General features: G+C 69.4%; 14 protein-coding genes and 1 tRNA gene. 8 read left to right on the top strand and 7 right to left on the bottom strand.

The window, feature by feature from the left end:
* Positions 1-47 precede the first annotated feature (47 nt).
* Genes ACZ7P3_RS02445 through ACZ7P3_RS02420 form a run of 6 tightly spaced genes read left to right on the top strand, consistent with a single transcriptional unit; the run spans position 48 to position 4,271 of the window.
* Positions 48-836: a DUF881 domain-containing protein gene (locus ACZ7P3_RS02445; RefSeq protein ID WP_472078500.1), complete on the top strand. Its 789-nt coding sequence runs from the start codon at positions 48-50 to the stop codon at positions 834-836.
* Positions 837-857: 21 nt separating this feature from the next.
* Positions 858-1,577, top strand: a complete 720-nt coding sequence (locus ACZ7P3_RS02440) for a class E sortase (RefSeq protein ID WP_472078499.1) — start codon at positions 858-860, stop codon at positions 1,575-1,577.
* A 16-nt stretch (positions 1,578-1,593) separates the two neighbouring features.
* Complete coding sequence (locus ACZ7P3_RS02435; RefSeq protein ID WP_472078498.1) at positions 1,594-1,791, top strand: hypothetical protein; 198 nt, start codon at positions 1,594-1,596, stop codon at positions 1,789-1,791.
* On the top strand, positions 1,788-2,426 hold the full coding sequence (locus ACZ7P3_RS02430) for an aminodeoxychorismate/anthranilate synthase component II (protein ID WP_472078497.1): 639 nt from the start codon (positions 1,788-1,790) through the stop codon (positions 2,424-2,426). The genes ACZ7P3_RS02435 and ACZ7P3_RS02430 overlap by 4 nt, the downstream gene beginning before the upstream one ends.
* Positions 2,423-3,502, top strand: a complete 1,080-nt coding sequence (locus ACZ7P3_RS02425) for a class E sortase (protein WP_472078496.1) — start codon at positions 2,423-2,425, stop codon at positions 3,500-3,502. The genes ACZ7P3_RS02430 and ACZ7P3_RS02425 overlap by 4 nt, the downstream gene beginning before the upstream one ends.
* A gap of 13 nt (positions 3,503-3,515) precedes the next feature.
* Positions 3,516-4,271 carry a class E sortase gene (locus tag ACZ7P3_RS02420; protein WP_472078495.1) on the top strand — a complete coding sequence of 252 codons (756 nt, stop codon included), beginning with the start codon at positions 3,516-3,518 and terminating at the stop codon, positions 4,269-4,271.
* Between the two features lie 330 nt (positions 4,272-4,601).
* On the opposite strand, the gene pknB is transcribed toward ACZ7P3_RS02420, so the two are convergent.
* The 6 genes from pknB to ACZ7P3_RS02390 all read right to left on the bottom strand — a co-directional run bounded on the left by pknB (position 4,602) and on the right by ACZ7P3_RS02390 (position 12,798).
* Positions 4,602-6,599 (bottom strand): Stk1 family PASTA domain-containing Ser/Thr kinase, encoded by a 1,998-nt coding sequence (gene pknB / locus ACZ7P3_RS02415; RefSeq protein WP_472078494.1) that lies wholly within the window; start codon positions 6,597-6,599, stop codon positions 4,602-4,604.
* Between the two features lie 169 nt (positions 6,600-6,768).
* Positions 6,769-8,250 (bottom strand): peptidoglycan D,D-transpeptidase FtsI family protein, encoded by a 1,482-nt coding sequence (locus ACZ7P3_RS02410; RefSeq protein WP_472078493.1) that lies wholly within the window; start codon positions 8,248-8,250, stop codon positions 6,769-6,771.
* Positions 8,247-9,695 carry an FtsW/RodA/SpoVE family cell cycle protein gene (locus ACZ7P3_RS02405; RefSeq protein WP_472078492.1) on the bottom strand — a complete coding sequence of 483 codons (1,449 nt, stop codon included), beginning with the start codon at positions 9,693-9,695 and terminating at the stop codon, positions 8,247-8,249. Before ACZ7P3_RS02405 ends, ACZ7P3_RS02410 begins: the two co-directional genes overlap by 4 nt.
* 27 nt (positions 9,696-9,722) lie before the next feature.
* Complete coding sequence (locus ACZ7P3_RS02400; RefSeq protein ID WP_472078810.1) at positions 9,723-11,273, bottom strand: Stp1/IreP family PP2C-type Ser/Thr phosphatase; 1,551 nt, start codon at positions 11,271-11,273, stop codon at positions 9,723-9,725.
* Between the two features lie 132 nt (positions 11,274-11,405).
* Positions 11,406-11,930: an FHA domain-containing protein FhaB/FipA gene (locus ACZ7P3_RS02395; protein ID WP_472078491.1), complete on the bottom strand. Its 525-nt coding sequence runs from the start codon at positions 11,928-11,930 to the stop codon at positions 11,406-11,408.
* Positions 11,931-11,940: 10 nt separating this feature from the next.
* Positions 11,941-12,798: an FhaA domain-containing protein gene (locus ACZ7P3_RS02390; RefSeq protein WP_472078490.1), complete on the bottom strand. Its 858-nt coding sequence runs from the start codon at positions 12,796-12,798 to the stop codon at positions 11,941-11,943.
* A gap of 398 nt (positions 12,799-13,196) precedes the next feature.
* Between ACZ7P3_RS02390 and ACZ7P3_RS02385 the strand changes: the two genes are divergently transcribed.
* Positions 13,197-13,280, top strand: a tRNA-Leu gene (locus ACZ7P3_RS02385).
* 207 nt (positions 13,281-13,487) lie between these two features.
* On the opposite strand, the gene ACZ7P3_RS02380 is transcribed toward ACZ7P3_RS02385, so the two are convergent.
* Positions 13,488-13,682, bottom strand: a complete 195-nt coding sequence (locus ACZ7P3_RS02380; protein WP_472078489.1) for a hypothetical protein — start codon at positions 13,680-13,682, stop codon at positions 13,488-13,490.
* 237 nt (positions 13,683-13,919) lie between these two features.
* Here ACZ7P3_RS02380 and ACZ7P3_RS02375 point away from each other — a divergent pair, with 237 nt between their 5' ends.
* Positions 13,920-16,706: a helix-turn-helix domain-containing protein gene (locus tag ACZ7P3_RS02375; protein ID WP_472078488.1), complete on the top strand. Its 2,787-nt coding sequence runs from the start codon at positions 13,920-13,922 to the stop codon at positions 16,704-16,706.
* The last annotated feature ends 68 nt before the right edge of the window (positions 16,707-16,774 follow it).

The raw sequence follows: 16,774 nt of genomic DNA, 5'->3' as shown, positions 1-16,774 counted from the left end.
GTCCGTTAGCGTAGTGCTTCCGCGGCGCCGAAGGAGATAAGGGTACGTTGAGCAATTCTGCCGACTCCCCCGGGACGGGATCAACAGATCCCGGCCCCTCGCGTGGGCGCCGCTTCCGTCCGGTGCGGATCCTCACGGCGGCCGTCTTCGCGCTGGCGGGGCTCATCTTCTTCACCAGCTTCAACACAGCCAAGGGCACGGACATCCGCAAGGACTCCTCCTTGCTGAAGCTGTCCGACCTGATCCAGGAGCGCAGCCGCAAGAACAAGGAGCTGGACGAGTCCAGCGCGGCGCTGCGCGAGAGCGTGGAGTCGCTCGCGGAGAGCGACGACGGCAGCACCAAGGCCCAGGACGAGAAGCTCACCGGGCTGGAGAAGAGCACGGGCACCCAGAAACTCACGGGCAGGGCGATCTCCGTCACCCTCAACGACGCCCCGCCGAACGCCACCGCCAAGCTCCCCGGCTACCCGGAGCCGCAGCCCGACTACCTGGTCATCCACCAGCAGGACCTGCAGGCCGTGGTGAACGCCCTGTGGCAGGGCGGGGCCAAGGGCATCAAGGTCATGGACCAGCGGCTGATCTCCACCAGCGCCGTCCGCTGCGTCGGCAACACCCTGATCCTCCAGGGCCGCGTCTACTCACCGCCGTACAAGATCACTGCGGTGGGGGACCCGGACAGGCTCCAGCAGGCGCTCGCGGCCAGCAAGGCGATCCAGACGTACATGGTCTACGTCAACGTCTACGGCCTCGGCTGGAAAGTCACCGACGACGGAACGGTGACTCTGCCGGGCTACTCGGGCACAGTGGATCTGCACTACGCGAAACCCGTGCAGTAGCCGTCCGCTCAGGAGCCGCCGGTGCGCGTGATCGTCAGGACCGTCAGCGAACTGTGCATCACCGTCGGCAGTCTGATCGTGCTCTTCGTCGTCTACGTGCTGTTCTGGACCGGCGTGCAGGCCGACGGGGCCATGAACGACCAGATCGACCAGCTGCATCAGCAGTGGTCGAAGGGGAGCGTGCGGCCCTCGGCCGGGACCGCGGGCACTCCGACGGGGGGCGCGGGGACCTCGCGGACCGCCGCGGACGTGCCGAAGCCGGCCGCGTACCACGAAGGCAGGGCCTTCGCGATCATGTACATCCCGCGGCTCGGTTTCACGTGGAACAAGCCGGTGCTGGAGGGCACCGGCACGGACGTGCTGAAGAAGGGCCTCGCCCACTACGCCGGGACGGCCCGGCTCGGCCAGGAGGGCAACTTCGCGGTCGCCGGCCACCGGCGTACCTACGGCGACCCCTTCAAGGACTTCCCGCTGCTGCGGCCGGGCGATGCGGTGGTGCTCACGGACGGAACCACCTGGTTCACGTATCGGATCGACAAAGGGCCCTACAAAACCGTTCCGACCGACGTTGAGGTGATCGACCCTGTGCCACGTAAGTCGGGGTACACGCGCCCGGGCCGGTATCTGACGCTGACCACGTGTGATCCGGAATGGGGGCACAGCCACCGGCTGATCGTCTGGGCGCACTTGGACTCCACACAGCCTGTGGAGTCAGGCGAACCGAAGGCTCTGCGCCGTTAGTCTGGTGCTGTACGGCGTGAGTCAGGTGCCGTGGTGGAACGGAAGGGACGGCATGTACGGCTGGATCTGGCGGCATCTGCCGGGGCACGCATGGGTGAAGGCGCTGATCTCACTCCTCCTGGTCCTGGCCGTGGTCTACGTCCTGTTCCAGTACGTCTTCCCCTGGGCCGAGCCGCTGCTGCCCTTCAACGATGTGACGGTGGACAACCAGTGAGTGCGCGGATTCTCGTCGTCGACAACTACGACAGCTTCGTCTTCAACCTCGTCCAGTACCTGTACCAGCTGGGTGCCGAGTGCGAGGTGCTGCGCAATGACGAGGTGTCCACCGGTCACGCCCAGGACGGCTTCGACGGCGTGCTGCTCTCGCCCGGCCCGGGGACGCCGGAGCAGGCGGGCGTGTGCGTGGACATGGTCCGGCACTGCGCCTCGACCGGAGTGCCGGTCTTCGGGGTCTGCCTCGGCATGCAGTCGATGCAGGTGGCGTACGGCGGTGTGGTCGACCGGGCGCCCGAGCTGCTGCACGGCAAGACCTCCCTGGTGGAGCACGAGGGCAGGGGCGTCTTCGCCGGGCTGCCCTCCCCGTTCACGGCGACCCGCTACCACTCGCTGGCGGCCGAGCCGGCCACCGTCCCGGCGGAGCTGGAGATCACGGCCCGTACGCACGACGGGATCATCATGGGCCTGCGCCACCGGGAACTCCCGGTCGAGGGCGTGCAGTTCCATCCCGAGTCGGTGCTGACCGAGCACGGGCACCGGATGCTGGCCAACTGGCTGGTGGAGTGCGGCGACCAGGGTGCCGTGGCGAGGTCGGCGGGGCTCGCCCCGGTGGTGGGCAGGGCCACGGCGTGACCGCGCTGCGCCCCGAGCGCGAGGACTTGTACGGCGCAGGGCCGTACGAGTCCTACGGCCGTGTGCCGTACGCGAGCGCGGGCGAGCCTGCCACGGCGCCGATGCCGACGGTCCCGGCGGCGCCGGCGGCGGACGAGGAAACGATGGCGCTGCGGATCCCCGATCCGCAGCCGGGCCCCGAGAACGAGCCCATACGCGCCTCAGGAGCCCCTTCAGCCTCCTACAGCACTGGACCCGCACCGGGTGGCCGTGCGGCCCGCAGGAAGGCAGCCAAGCGGCGTGGTGGCCGTCATGGCGGCCACCGGGAGCCGGCGGGTCCGACGGGCACCTCGCCGGAGTCGGCGCCGGGGCCGCGGCGGCCGCTCTCCCGTGTGGAGGCCCGGCGTCAGGCGCGGCTGCGCAAGCCGAGCCCGGGTGTCCTCGCGAGCCGGGCGATCGGTGAGGTGTTCATCACCACCGGCGTGCTGATGCTGCTGTTCGTCACCTACCAGCTGTGGTGGACGAACGTCCGCGCGCATGCGCAGGCGGGCAGCGAGACCCACCAGCTGCAGGACGACTGGGCCAGCGGCAAGCGCAGCCCGGGGGTGTTCGAGCCGGGCCAGGGCTTCGCCATCCTGCACATCCCCACGCTGGACGTGGTGGCGCCGATAGCGGAGGGCGTCAGCAACAAGAAGGTGCTCGACAAGGGCATGGTCGGGCACTACGGCGAGGGTGCGCTGAAGACGGCGATGCCGAGCGCCAGGGCCGGAAACTTCGGACTGGCCGCCCACCGCAACACGCACGGCGAGCCGTTCCGGTACATCAACAAGCTCAAGCCCGGTGACGCGGTCGTGGTCGAGACACAGGACACGTACTTCGTGTACAAGGTGACCTCGACGCTGCCGGTGACCTCGCCGTCCAACACCAGTGTGCTGAACCCGATCCCCAGGGGTTCGGGGTTCACCGAGCCGGGCCGCTACATCACCCTCACCACCTGTACACCGGAGTTCACCAGCAAGTACCGGCTGATCGTCTGGGGCAAGATGGTCGAGGAACGCCCGCGCAGCAAGGGCAAACCCGACGCGCTCATCGAGTAGGGGCAAAAGAACAGTGGCAGCGACCGCCGACGACACCGAAGAGCACACGGACGCGTCCGGGCCGGCGCCCGGCGCGCGCCGCCGGCGCCCCGGCCGGATCGCGATGGCGGTGAGTGTCTTCGGGGAACTCCTGATCACGGTGGGCCTGTTGCTCGCCCTGTTCGTCGTCTACTCCCTGTGGTGGACGAACGTGATAGCGGACCGCAAGGCGCACAAGGAGGCCGACAAGGTCCGCCAGCACTGGGCCCATGCCGCCGACTCGGGTCCCGGTGCGCTGGACACCAAGGACGGCATCGGCTTCCTGCACGTGCCGTCGATGAAGAACGGCGAGGTCCTGGTCGAGAAGGGCACGGGCACGGACGTCCTGAACGACGGCGTGGCCGGCTACTACACGGACCCGGTCAAGGCGACCCTCCCCGTCACGGGCAAGGACGGCAACTTCGCCCTCGCCGCCCACCGCGACGGCCACGGCGCCAAGTTCCACAACATCGACAAGGTGCACCAGGGCGACCCGATCGTCTTCGAGACGAAGGACGACTGGTACGTCTACAAGGTGTTCTCGATCCTCCCCGAGACCTCGAAGTTCAACGTCAAGGTGCTGTCGTCGGTCCCCGAGGAGTCCGGTAAGAAGAAGCCGGGCCACTACATCACCCTGACGACGTGCACCCCCGTGTACACCTCCCGCTACCGCTACGTGGTGTGGGGCGAGCTGGTCCGGGTGGAGAAGGTGGACAGCAAGCGGACGCCGCCGAAGGAACTGTCCGGCTGACCGGGGGTCTCCGAGGAGCTCCGTCCTCTGACATGCCGAAGGCCCGAAGCCGCGACTTCCTCTTGCGGCTTCGGGCCTCTTCGCGCCAGGCCGTGCCCACTCCGGGAGCCTCGGCGGCTCGACTGAGCTCCATGCCGTCGAGGTGATCCGCAGCCGGCGGATCAGGGGCGCTGATCGGTCTGCGACCCAGGCCGCGCGGGCCCCTGACCGACTCGCTCGCGAAGGCCTCGGCACACAGCGATGGCCCCGGCGTGCAGCGAAGGCCTCGGGACACGGCGAAGGCCCCGGCACGCACGAGGGGTGCCGAGGCCTTCGGAGACGTCGGGGGCGTCAGCCGGCGGTGCCGCCGAAGATGTTGGTGCCGCCGTCGTTGCCGCCGTTGTTCCCGTTGCCGTTCTGGCCGACGGTGACCAGGTCGACCGACGAACCCTGCTGGACCGTGCTGCCCTGGCCCGGGTTCGACGTGAAGACGATCGCGTTGTCGTCCTGCGAGCCGGTGATGTTGCCGACCTGCAGGCCGGCCTGCTGCAGCAGGGCCTTGACGTCCTTGAGCTTCTGCCCCTGGATGTTCGGGACCTGGACCTGGCCGGTCTGGCCCTGCACCTTGCCGACGCTGATCGCCACGTTGGTGTTCTTGACGACCTGCTCGCCCGCCGTCGGGTTGGTCGAGAGGACCTTGCCGTCCTGGTTGGGGTCGTTGGTCGGTGTGTCGTTGCAGGTCGGCACCAGGCCCAGGTTCTGGAGCTCGGCCTTGGCGTCGTCGCAGGACTTGCCGACGAGGTCGCTGGGGATGGCGATCTTCTCCTCGGCCTTGGCGACCGTGAGGGTGATCGTGGAGCCCTTCTGCCGTGACACGCCGCCATCGGGGTTCTGGGCCGTGACGATGCCGGGCGGCTGGGGGGACACCTCGGTCTTCTTGTCGACGAGGAAGCCCTTGTCCTTCAGCTGCTTCTCGGCCTTGTCGTACTGGATGCCGCGGACATCCGGTACGAGGACCGTGGGCGCGCCCTTCGACACCACCAGCGTGATCGTGTCGCCCTTCTTCACGTCCGTGCCCGGCTTGGGGTCCTGGGAACAGACGTTGCCCTTGGGCTGGCTCTCGCACTCCTTGCGCGTGGGGGCCGCCAGCTTCAGGTCCGAGTTCACGGCCATCTTCTGGGCGGTGGCGTAGCTGTTGCCGACGAAGTTCGGGGCCGCGAAGGTGTCGTCCGTGTTCTTCCCGTCGACCGCGTACTTCCCGATCAGGATCGCGCCGACCAGGACCAGCAGGCCGGCGACGACGAGCAGGATCGTGGAGGTGTTGCTCTTCTTCTGCTGGCGGCGCCGGTCCGGGCGGTCGTCGTAGCCGTAGCCGCCGTCGTCCGGGCTCATCGGCGGGAGCATGGTGGTGGCGCCGGCGCCCGCGTCGTGGCGCAGGGCCGTCGTCGGCTGGTCGTCGGGGTAGCCGCCGTAGCCCACCGCGCCCATCGCGGCCGTCGCCGCGACCGGCTGGCCGTCGAGGCAGGCCTCGATGTCGGCGCGCATCTCGTCGGCCGACTGATAGCGGTAGTTCGGGTCCTTGACCAGCGCCTTCAGGACGATGGCGTCCATCTCGGGGGTGATCTCGGGGTCGAAGACGCTGGGCGCCTGCGGTTCCTCGCGTACATGCTGGTAGGCCACGGCGACCGGGGAGTCGCCGACGAACGGCGGCCGTACCGTCAGCAGCTCGTAGAGGAGGCAGCCCGTCGAATACAGGTCCGAGCGGGCGTCGACCTGCTCGCCCTTCGCCTGCTCCGGGGAGAGGTACTGGGCGGTACCGATCACCGCGGCCGTCTGCGTCATGGTCATGCCGGAGTCGCCCATGGCCCGGGCGATGCCGAAGTCCATGACCTTGACCTGACCGTTGCGGGTCAGCATGACGTTGGCCGGCTTGATGTCACGGTGGACGATGCCGCTGCGGTGGGCGTACTCCAGGCCCTGCAGGATGCCGATGGTCATCTCCATGGCGCGCTCGGGCAGGAGCTTGCGACCGGAGTGAAGAAGCTCACGGAGCGTGGAGCCGTCGACGTACTCCATCACGATGTACGGGATCGAGACCCCGTCGATGTAGTCCTCGCCCGTGTCGTAGACAGCGACGATCGCGGGATGGTTGAGCGAGGCGGCCGACTGGGCCTCCCGGCGGAAGCGGGCCTGGAAGGACGGATCGCGCGCGAGGTCCGCGCGCAGCGTCTTCACCGCCACGGTGCGGCCGAGCCGGGTGTCATGCGCGAGGTAGACCTCCGCCATGCCACCACGGCCGAGCACCTGGCCCAGCTCGTACCGGCCGCCGAGGCGACGCGGCTCTTCCATAGCTACCTACCAGCCCTCTCCGTCGGTCCCGGCCGCCACGTGTGTGCGGCCGGAGGCTGCCGTCCGGGCCTACCGTACCCGGCTCGCTGTGTGTGACCTGGCCAAGCCCGTAACCCGATACAGGACCGGTATCGCAACGTGCAGCGATGTGAAGGGGACGTGTGCAGGGTCACTTCTTGGAGTCGATGACCGCCTTCATGACGTTCTTCGCGATCGGCGCGGCCAGGCCGCCACCGGAGATGTCATCGCGGTGCGCGCTCTCGTCCTCGATCACCACGGCCACGGCGACCGGCGAGCTGCCGTCGCTGAGCTTGGCATACGAAATGAACCATGCGTAGGGGTTTGCGCTGTTCGCCACACCGTGCTGGGCCGTACCGGTCTTGCCACCCACGGTGACGCCGCCGCCGATCTGCGCCTTGGTACCGGTGCCCTTCTCGACCACCGTCTGCATCATCTGCTGCAGGATCTGCGCGTTCTTCGGGGACAGCGGCCGGCTCATCTCCTTCGGCTCGGTCTTGGCGACCGGGTCGAGGTTGGAGGACTGCAGCTCGTCGACCATGTACGGCTTCATCAGCTTGCCGTCGTTGGCGACGGCCGAGGCGATCATGGCCATCTGCAGCGGGGTGGCCGCGGTGTTGTACTGGCCGATCGAGGAGAGCGCGGTCTGCGACGGGTTCATGTTGTCGGAGAACACCGAGGCGTTCGAGCGGACCGGGGTGAACTGCTCGGAGTCGAAGCCGAACTTCTTCGCCTCGGCCAGCATCTTGTCGTTGCCGAGGTCGGCGCCGATCTTGCCGAAGACGCTGTTGCAGGAGATCCGCAGCGCCTCTTCCATGCTGACGTTCTTGCAGGCGATGTTGCCCTCGTTCTTCAGCGGGGTCGTGGTGCCCGGCATGATCCAGGGCAGCGGCGACCTCGTGGGCGAGGTGGCGTCCGTGTACAGCCCGTTCTCCAGCGCCGCCGCCGCCGTGACCACCTTGAACGTGGAGCCCGGCGGGTAGGTCTCGCGCAGCGCCCGGTTCAGCATCGGGTCGGCCGGGTTGTTCTTCTTCTGCAGCGCGGTCCAGGCCTTGGAGTCCGTGGAGGTGGAGTTGCCCGCGAAGGACGAAGGGTCGTACGACGGGTAGGAGGCCAGCGCGAGGATCTTGCCGGTGGACGGGTCGAGCGCCACTACCGCGCCCTTGCCGCCCCGCTCCTTGAGCCCGTCGAACGCCGCCTTCTGCGCGGCCGCGTTCAGCGTGGTGACGACGTTGCCGCCCTGCTTCTGCTTGCCCGTGATCATGTCGAGGGTGTTGCGGAAGAAGAGCCGGTCGTCGTTGCCGGTGAGGATGCCGTCGTTGATCTTCTCCAGCTGGCTGCTGTCGAAGGCCTGCGAGGAGTAGCCGGTGACCGGGGCCCACATGGGCCCGTTCTTGTACGTGCGCTTGTACTTGAAGTCGCCGTTCTTGGACACGACGGATCCGGTTATGGGATTGCCGTCGACGATGATGTCGCCGCGCGGGTTGGCGTAGCGCTCGATGGTGACCCGGCGGTTCTGCGGGGCGGTGCGCAGCTCGTCGGACTTGACGTACTGGAGCCAGTTGTCGCGGATCAGCAGGGCCAGGACGAGCAGTCCGCAGAAGATCGCGATCCGGCGCAGGGGCTTGTTCATGACGGGCGGACCACCTGGGTCATCTCGGCGTCGGGGTTGCTGGCGGGCGAGGGCGCCGGGCGGCGTGCGGTGTCGCTGATGCGGATCAGGATGGCGATCAGTGCCCAGTTCGCCAGCACGGAGGAACCGCCGGAGGCCAGGAACGGCATGGTCATACCGGTCAGCGGGATGAGACCCATGACACCGCCGGCCACGACGAAGACCTGGAGCGCGAAGGCGCCGGACAGGCCGACGGCGAGCAGCTTGCCGAACGGGTCGCGGGCGGCGAGGGCGGTGCGCACGCCGCGCTCCACGATCAGGCCGTAGATCAGCAGGATCGCCATGATGCCCGCCAGGCCCAGCTCCTCGCCGAAGGTGGCGAGGACGAAGTCGGAGTTGGCGGCGAACTTGATCAGGTCCGAGTGGCCCTGGCCGAGGCCGGTGCCGAGGGTGCCGCCGGAGCCGAAGGCCCACAGGGCCTGCTGCAGCTGGTCGGAGTGGAGGACGCCGTCGTGGGTGATCTGGCGGCTGAGCTCGTACTCGCGCATCGGGTTCAGCCAGGCGTTCACACGCGTCTGGATGTGCGGCTCGAAGCTCGCCACGCCGACGGCACCGGCCGCGGACATCAGCAGACCGAAGACGATCCAGCTGGTCCGCTCGGTGGCGACGTACAGCATGATCACGAACATGCCGAAGAACAGCAGCGAGGTACCGAGGTCGGTCTCGAAGACCAGGATGAGGATCGAGATCGCCCAGACGACCAGGATGGGGCCGAGGTCGCGGCCGCGCGGCAGGTAGAGGCCCATGAAGCGGCGGCTGGCCAGGGCCAGCGCGTCCCGCTTCACCATCAGGTAGCCGGCGAAGAAGATGGCGAGGACGATCTTCGCGAACTCACCGGGCTGGAGCGAGCCGAGACCGGGGATCCGGATCCAGATCTTGGCGCCGAAGACGTCGGCGCCGAGGCCGGGCACCAGTGGCAGCAGGAGCAGGACCAGGGCGGCGAACATGGAGATGTACGTGTAGCGCTGCAGGACGCGGTGGTCCTTCAGGAAGACCAGCACGGCGACGAACAGGGCGATGCCCAGCGCGGTGTAGAGCAGCTGGCGGGGCGCCGACGGGGAGAAGTGGGGCAGCGACTGGAGCAGCTTCGACTGGTCGAGGCGGTAGATGATGACGAGCCCGAGCCCGTTGAGCAGGGTGGCCAGCGGCAGCAGCAGCGGGTCCGCGTACGGCGCGAACTTCCGGACGCCGAGATGGGCGATGCCGGCCATCAGACCGAGGCCCAGGCCGTAGCTCAGCAGGCCCGCCGGAACCTGGTCGTTGATGGCCAGGCCCACGTTGGCGTAGGCGAACACCGGGATGGCCACGGCGAAGATCAGCAGGGCCAGCTCGGTGTTGCGGCGGCTCGGGGCACCGATCGCGCCGATCGTCGACGTGTGGTGCGTCGGATTCGTAGTACTGCTCATCGTGTGACGGGGCCTCTCACGGCTTGCCTACTGCTTGCCGCACTGATCGACGACCTTCTGCTCATCCTCGGACAGGCTCGGGCCGGGGCGGGGAGTGGCGGTCGCGGACGGGGTCGAGGGCTTCGAGGGGGGCGTCGAAGAGGACGCCGAGCCCGACGGCTTCGGGGACGGTGATGCCTTGGACGTGAAGGAGGCACGGTTGGTTCCCGTGGTGCCTCCTGCCTGGCCCTGGCCCGTCCTGGCGTTCCGTTCGCTCTCGGCGGCCGTGCGTTCCGCCTGCTTCCTGCACGCGGAAGCCTGCACGGACAGTGCCTCGATCTTCGTCTGGGCCTGCTGCAGGCCGCCCGCGGCGATCGTGCTCTTGACCTGCTTCTGCTGGTAGGGCGGCAGGTACTTGAGTTCGATCTCCGGGTGGTCCTTCTCCACCTTGGACAGCGACACCCAGGCCAGGTCCTGGCTGATGCCGCGGTACAGCGCGACGTGCTCGCCGCTGGTGCCGACGTAGTACTGCGTCTGCGTCCAGCGGTAACCGCCGTACAGGCCGCCGCCGATGACCGCGAGGGCGAGGGCGCCGTACAGCGTTCCCTTCAGCCACTTGCGGCTCTTGCGCGGCTTGTCGAAGTCCTCGTCGGTGTAGTCGCCGAAGCTGCCCGCGGGCACATAGCCGGTGGTGTCGCCGGAGCCGGGCGGGCCGAACTCGCCGCCGCCCTGCCGGTGGCCCTGGCGGCCGAGGTGGGAGGCGCGGCCGGCCGGGGTCTGCATGATCCCGTTGTCGTGCAGATGGAGCTGGTTCTCGGCGACGGCACCGACCACGACCGGGGTGTCCGACAGCTGCCCGGCGAGGGTGTCCCCGGTGTCCAGGTCGAGGACGTCGGCGACGATCACCGTGATGTTGTCGGGGCCGCCGCCGCGCAGCGCGAGCTGGATCAGCTCCTGCACGGTCTCCTGCGGGCCCTGGTAGCTGGCGAGGGTCTCCTCCATCGTCTGGTGGGAGACGACGCCGGACAGGCCGTCGGAGCAGATCAGATAGCGGTCGCCGGCCCGGACCTCGCGGATCGACAGGTCGGGCTCGACGTGGTCGCCGCTGCCGAGGGCACGCATCAGCAGCGAACGCTGCGGGTGGGTGGTGGCCTCTTCCTCGGTGATCCGGCCCTCGTCGACGAGCCGCTGCACCCAGGTGTGGTCCTGGGTGATCTGGGTCAGCACCCCGTCGCGCAGCAGATAGGCGCGCGAGTCGCCGACGTGCACCAGACCGAGTCGCTGGCCGGTCCACAGCAGGGCGGTGAGGGTCGTCCCCATGCCCTCCAGCTGGGGGTCCTCCTCGACCATGGCGCGCAGCTGGTCGTTGGCGCGCTGCACGGCGACGCCGAGGGAGGTGAGGATGTCGGAGCCGGGCACGTCGTCGTCGAGCGTGACCAGGGTGGAGATGACCTCGGAGGAGGCGACTTCGCCGGCCGCCTGGCCGCCCATGCCGTCGGCGATGGCGAGCAGGCGGGGACCGGCGTAACCGGAGTCCTCGTTGCCCTCGCGGATCATGCCTTTGTGCGATCCGGCGGCGAAGCGCAGGGACAGACTCATACGCACCTCGCCCGTCGGCTCCGGGTACAGCCGGTCGTGTCGAGCCACACTGCCCACCCTCCGGTCGGGAGCGCGCCGGAGACCGGGGTGCGGCCTGCCGCTGCGTGCTCGCTCCGCTCGCTCATTGTCGTACTACTTCCGCAGCTCGATGACGGTTTTGCCGATGCGGATCGGCGCGCCCAGCGGGATCGGTGTGGGGGTCGTCAGCCGGGAACGGTCCAGGTAGGTGCCGTTGGTGGAGCCGAGATCCTCGACGATCCACTGGCCGTCGCGGTCCGGGTAGATCCTGGCATGACGGCTGGAGGCGTAGTCGTCGTCCAGCACGATCGTGGAGTCGTGCGCCCGGCCCAGGCTGATGGTCTGGCCCTGCAGCGCAACGGTGGTACCGGTCAGTGTGCCTTCGGTCACGACCAGTTTGGTGGGGGCGTTGCGGCCGCGTCGGCCGCCGCCGCCCTGCTGCCCGCGCTGCTGCGGGGGCGCGGCCTGCTGCCGGGCCGCCTGCTGCTGCTGCGGGCGCGCGGCTTCCCTACGCGATCCGCGCTGGGTGACACGCGTACCGAACAGGTCGCTCCGGATGACCTGCACGGCCACGATCACGAACAGCCACAGTACGGCCAGGAAACCCAGCCGCATGACCGTGAGGGTCAGCTCTGACATTGCCCCCGCTTCACCCTTCGGCTTGCCGGTAAATGATGGTGGTGCTGCCCACGACGATCCGCGAGCCGTCGCGGAGCGTAGCGCGGGTGGTGTGCTGCCCGTCCACCACGATGCCGTTGGTGGATCCGAGATCCTGGATCGTCGAGGGCGTTCCGGTCCGGATCTCGCAGTGCCGGCGCGAGACGCCGGGGTCGTCGATCCGCACGTCGGCGTCGGTGCTGCGGCCCAGCACCAGCGTCGGACCGGAGATCTGGTGGCGGGTGCCATTGATCTCGATCCAGAAGCGGGTGCGGCCGCCGCTCGCCGGGGCGGCAGCGGGCCGCTGGGCGGCGGGCTGCGGATAGCCGTAGCCACCGGGGCGGGCGCCGGGCGGCGGCGCGGAGGGCATCGGGGGCGCTCCCGAGGGAGCGGCGGGCGGGTAGCCGTGGCCGCCCGGGGCGCCCTGGGCGGGCCGGCCGGCCGGGGCCGCGGGAGCGGAGCCCTGCTGGTCGGCGGAGGAGGCGAGGGTGCGCGAGCGCACCCGGTACAGGCCGGTGTCGAGGTCGTCCGCCTTCTCCAGGTTGACCTTGATCGGGCCCATGAACGTGTAGCGCTGCTGCTTGGCGTAGTCGCGCACCATGCCGGCCAGCTCGTCGCCGAGCTGCCCGGAGTAGGGGCTGAGGCGCTCGAAGTCCGGCGCGCTCAGCTCCACGATGAAGTCGTTCGGGACCACGGTCCGGTCGCGGTTCCAGATGGTGGCGTTGTTGTCGCACTCCCGCTGGAGCGCACCGGCGATCTCCACCGGCTGGACCTCGGACTTGAAGACCTTGGCGAAGGTGCCGTTGACCAGACCTTCGAGACGCTGCTCGAACTTCTTCAGGACTCCCATGGGGCACCTCCTCCATCGCTGCCGCTGTGTCTTGCCCTGCTCTGTGCCGCTGTCTTGCCCGGTACTGCTTCCGGTACTGCTTACTGATCGTATCTACGCGCCCGGCAATCAGCCGGTTCCCCCAGCGGCTCCCCTTCGAACTCTTCCTGGCATGGATCGTAGAGGCGGCCGAGGACCAGTGTCCCGCACCCGGCTGTGGACCCGGTCCGCCTTGTGGAGAGATGCGCGGGACCGGTACGAGGTTGATACGTGACCAGGCATGCGCTGATACGCGGGCGGGTAGAGGGGCCGGGTCGGGCGGTGGGAAGGGATGTGAACCCACCCCGTACGACGTGCTAATGTTCTGGGTGTCGGAAGGGGCCGGCCCGAAGGGGCAGAAGCCGGAAGACACACCCAATGCGCGGGTGGCGGAATAGGCAGACGCGCTGGATTCAGGTTCCAGTGCCCGCAAGGGCGTGGGGGTTCAACTCCCCCCTCGCGCACAGAGAGAAACCGATGAAACGGGTCTCTGCCGGTGACGGAAGTCACGGCAGGGGCCCGTTTCTCGTTGTGTCCGGGTTGTGAGGGATCGCACAGCCGGGGGTGGACGCAGGAGACCCCGCCGGTGAGCTAACTCACGGGCGGGGTCTACGGCTCTTCTGCAAATGATGCCGTGCTGTTACCCGGGACGTGCCCGGGCGTTCGGCCTGTCAGTGCATCGGTATGCCGAACAGGAACGCGAGCGCGCCCAAGGTGATCGCGCCCACGCTGAACGCCGTGCCGAGGTCGCCGGGCCCCGGCGGGAGCGGAGGCTGCGGCCGGCTTCGCCGGTACGCGATGTACCCGTTCAGGCAGGCGACAGCGAAGATCCACAAGTTCGCCGGGCTGTCGATGTGTACCGTCATGTGCGGGCCTTCTGGTCCGGGGGTCCGCCCGTCGCGACTCCACATCTCGCGGGCGGACCCCTTCTTCTTCGACCGCCACGACTGCGGCGGCCCGGGTACGAGAGTCGGCCGTTTCGGCGGGTCACGCATGCGCCGGACAACTTCCGGACAACGGGCGGCCTGGTCAAGCCACGGATGAGAGCGGTTGAATTACCGGATAACGGTGGGTTGTCCGCGTCGGTGCGGGGAGGGGGCTGGGTGCCGCGACCGAGAAGCGAGATCAAGGGCGGCGTCAGTCACGAGATGCGCGACCTCGCCCAGTTCCTGCGGGACGTCGTGGACCGGCGCGGCATCAGTCAGAAGGACCTGGCCCTCAAGATCAAGGTTTCCGAGCAGCGCCTCAGCGAGTTCATGGGCGGTGAATCACTGCCCCTGCTCGATGTCGTCGAACGGATCGTGGCCGAGACGGTGGCGGTGCCGCTCCGGCCCTCCATGCTCAAGCGGGCGGAGCGGCTGCACCGGATGGCCGGCGCGGCACCCCATGCGCCGGCCCTGGTCCGCTCGGAGCGCCAGGTCGAGTCGCTGCTGGCCCAGAAGGAGCGCCTGGTCGAGGACTTGGACGCGCTGCGCAAAGACGGCGGGCTCCTGGTGATGTTCCTGCTGCGGATGATGGCGCGGCTCGACCGGCAGGTACGCGATCTCTCCGTCGAACGGGACGAGTTGCAGCGCGACCGTACGACGTACACCGCCCAGCTCGACGAGTTGGCCCGGGAACTGTGGCGCACCAAGCAGCAGCGCGAGCGGGCCGCCCAGAAGCTGGAGACCGCGCAGGAACAGCGTGCCGAGGCCGAGCAGCGCTGCATCGCGGTGCAACTGGAGATCGAGGAGCTCCAGGAGGAACTCGCCAAGCTGCGCGCGGAGCAAGGCGCCGCGGACATGGGCTTCTCCGACGAGACCCGGTTCGACGCGCGCCAGAAGAGCGTCACCGACCTGTCCGAAGACGTCGACGAAGCGCTGTCGAAGATCGACGGAGTCCTGCACGCGCAGGCCGAGACCATGCAGCGGCTGTCGGAACCGGAGGACGGCATGCCGTCCGGTTGTCCGGCGGACAATCCGTCGGCCAGCGACGACAGGTCCCACGACACCGGGGGTGCCCGTGGCGCCGAGCCGGGAGGCGCGGCCGGGGGCAGGGCGGACACGGCCGCGCCGTCGTCTCCCTCGGCTCCGGCGAGCGCGGCGGAGGCAGCTGGTCACGGCCCACTCCACATCCTGAGGTTCGCCGACTCGCTCTGGCCCAGAGGAGAGCACGAAGAGCTGGTCGCGCGGATGGAGCGGGCGGTCTCCCTGCAGACACCCGAGGAGATCGAAACGACCGGCGTGCTCCTGAAGGGGTTGAAGGACGGACAGGACATCCACAGCCTGCTCAGGAGCGTGCTGACGCGGCAGAGGAAGCGCCCGGCCGGCCCGCCTCCCCCGGCTGCGGCGCCGCCGGAGCCGGCCCCGCAGCCATCGTCGCCGGTCGGCTTCATCGCGCTCACCGTCGCTCCGCACGCCTGCGGCACGGTCAGTGCCTGCCCCATCGAGGAAGCGCCCGACACCCCGCAACGGCACAGCGCTGCGGTGCGCGCACTGCGCGACCGGCAGCCGGCCGACGCGCTGCTGCTTCCCGGCTCTTCGCCGGCGAGCCCGCCGGTGCTGGAGCGGCAGGGCGAGCGGGACCGTCTGAAGCGCCTCCTCGTCCGCGGCCGGTCGGTGAGGCTGACCGGCCCGCGCGGATCCGGACGCACCACCTTGCTCGACATGGTGGCCGGCGACTGCTCCGAGGTGGCTCCCGACGGCGTCGTACGTCTCTCCGGTCACGGCAAAGACCCGGCGGAGCTGCTGTACGAACTGGCTGCCGCGGTGTTCGACCTCAGGGGCCACCGGATCGGGCGGGCGCGGCTTCACCGACTCGTCCGGGAGATCGGGGCGATCGTCGTGGTCGATGATCTCGGATTCGGCGGCGCCGAGCTCTACGCGTTCCTCGAGGCCACTCCCGAATGCGCGTTTCTGTTCTCCGCCACGCCGCAGACGCCCGTACCGTCGGTCGACTGCTACGTGGAAGAGGTCCGCCTGAGCCCTCTCAGCCGGCAGGCCGGCCGGGAGCTGCTGCGCTGGTCGGTGGGCCGGGAGCTCACGGAGAACGAGGACTACTGGGGCGGCGACGTGTGGTTCATCACCGAGGGCCTGGCTCTGAGCTTCGTCCAGGCCGGGGCGCTGCTGCGGCACCGCGAGCAGGCGGCGTTGCCGTCGGTGGCCCAAGGAGCGGCTCCGGCTGCCCTGCTCGCTCGCCGGCTGAGCGAGGATGCCCGTGAGGTGCTGCGACTGGCCGTGGCTCTGGACGGGGAGTTACCGCACCACTGGCACGTGCCGGCGCTGCTGGGCACGCCGCACGCCGAGCTGGCCGTGGCCGAGCCGGTCCAGTGCGGTCTCGCCACCGTGGTCGGGGAGCGGTACAGGCTCGCAGAGGGCGTCGTGGCGCAGCTGGTGGCCGAGGGCTACGGACAAGGCGCGATCGGCCGCCTGTGCTCCATCGGGGAGCATTACGCCTGGTACACCGGGCATGCGGACGTCACCTCGACGCACGTTGCGGTGGAGGCGCCCGCCATCCTGTCCTCGCTGTCCGGCCTCGTCGCCGCCACGAGCGGCGAAGGTGCCCCGACGGCTGTCCGACTCGCACGGGTCGCTTCGGCGAAGTTTGCGGCCGCAGGAGCCTGGGACGCGTGGAAGCGTGCCCTGCGGTACGGACGGCACGCGGCCCGGGGCCTGCGCGAAGCCGCCGCCGACACGGCGTACTTCCAGCACGAACTGGGTCTGCTGTCTCTGTGCCGCGGCGAACGCGAGCCGGCCCGTGCGGCGTTGGAAGCGGCCGTCGAGCTGCACGCGTCCGTGTCGGACACGACGGGCGCGGACAGCGGCCGCCGTGCCTTGGCGCTGCTGGCGGAGCGGCAGGCCGCAGAGCCGGTGGCGACGACGCTGCGGCTCGCCGCCGCCGGCCCTGCGTAGCTGCCTTCAGGCGCGGAGGAAGGCCCTGGGGCCGCCCGTGCCGCGGGGGCGGACGGATGGGGAGGGGC

The sequence above is a fragment of the Streptomyces sp. NPDC107581 genome (genome assembly GCF_055657175.1).
Note: the sequence above shows the minus strand (reverse complement) of the source record. Positions and strands in the feature narration are given on the sequence as shown.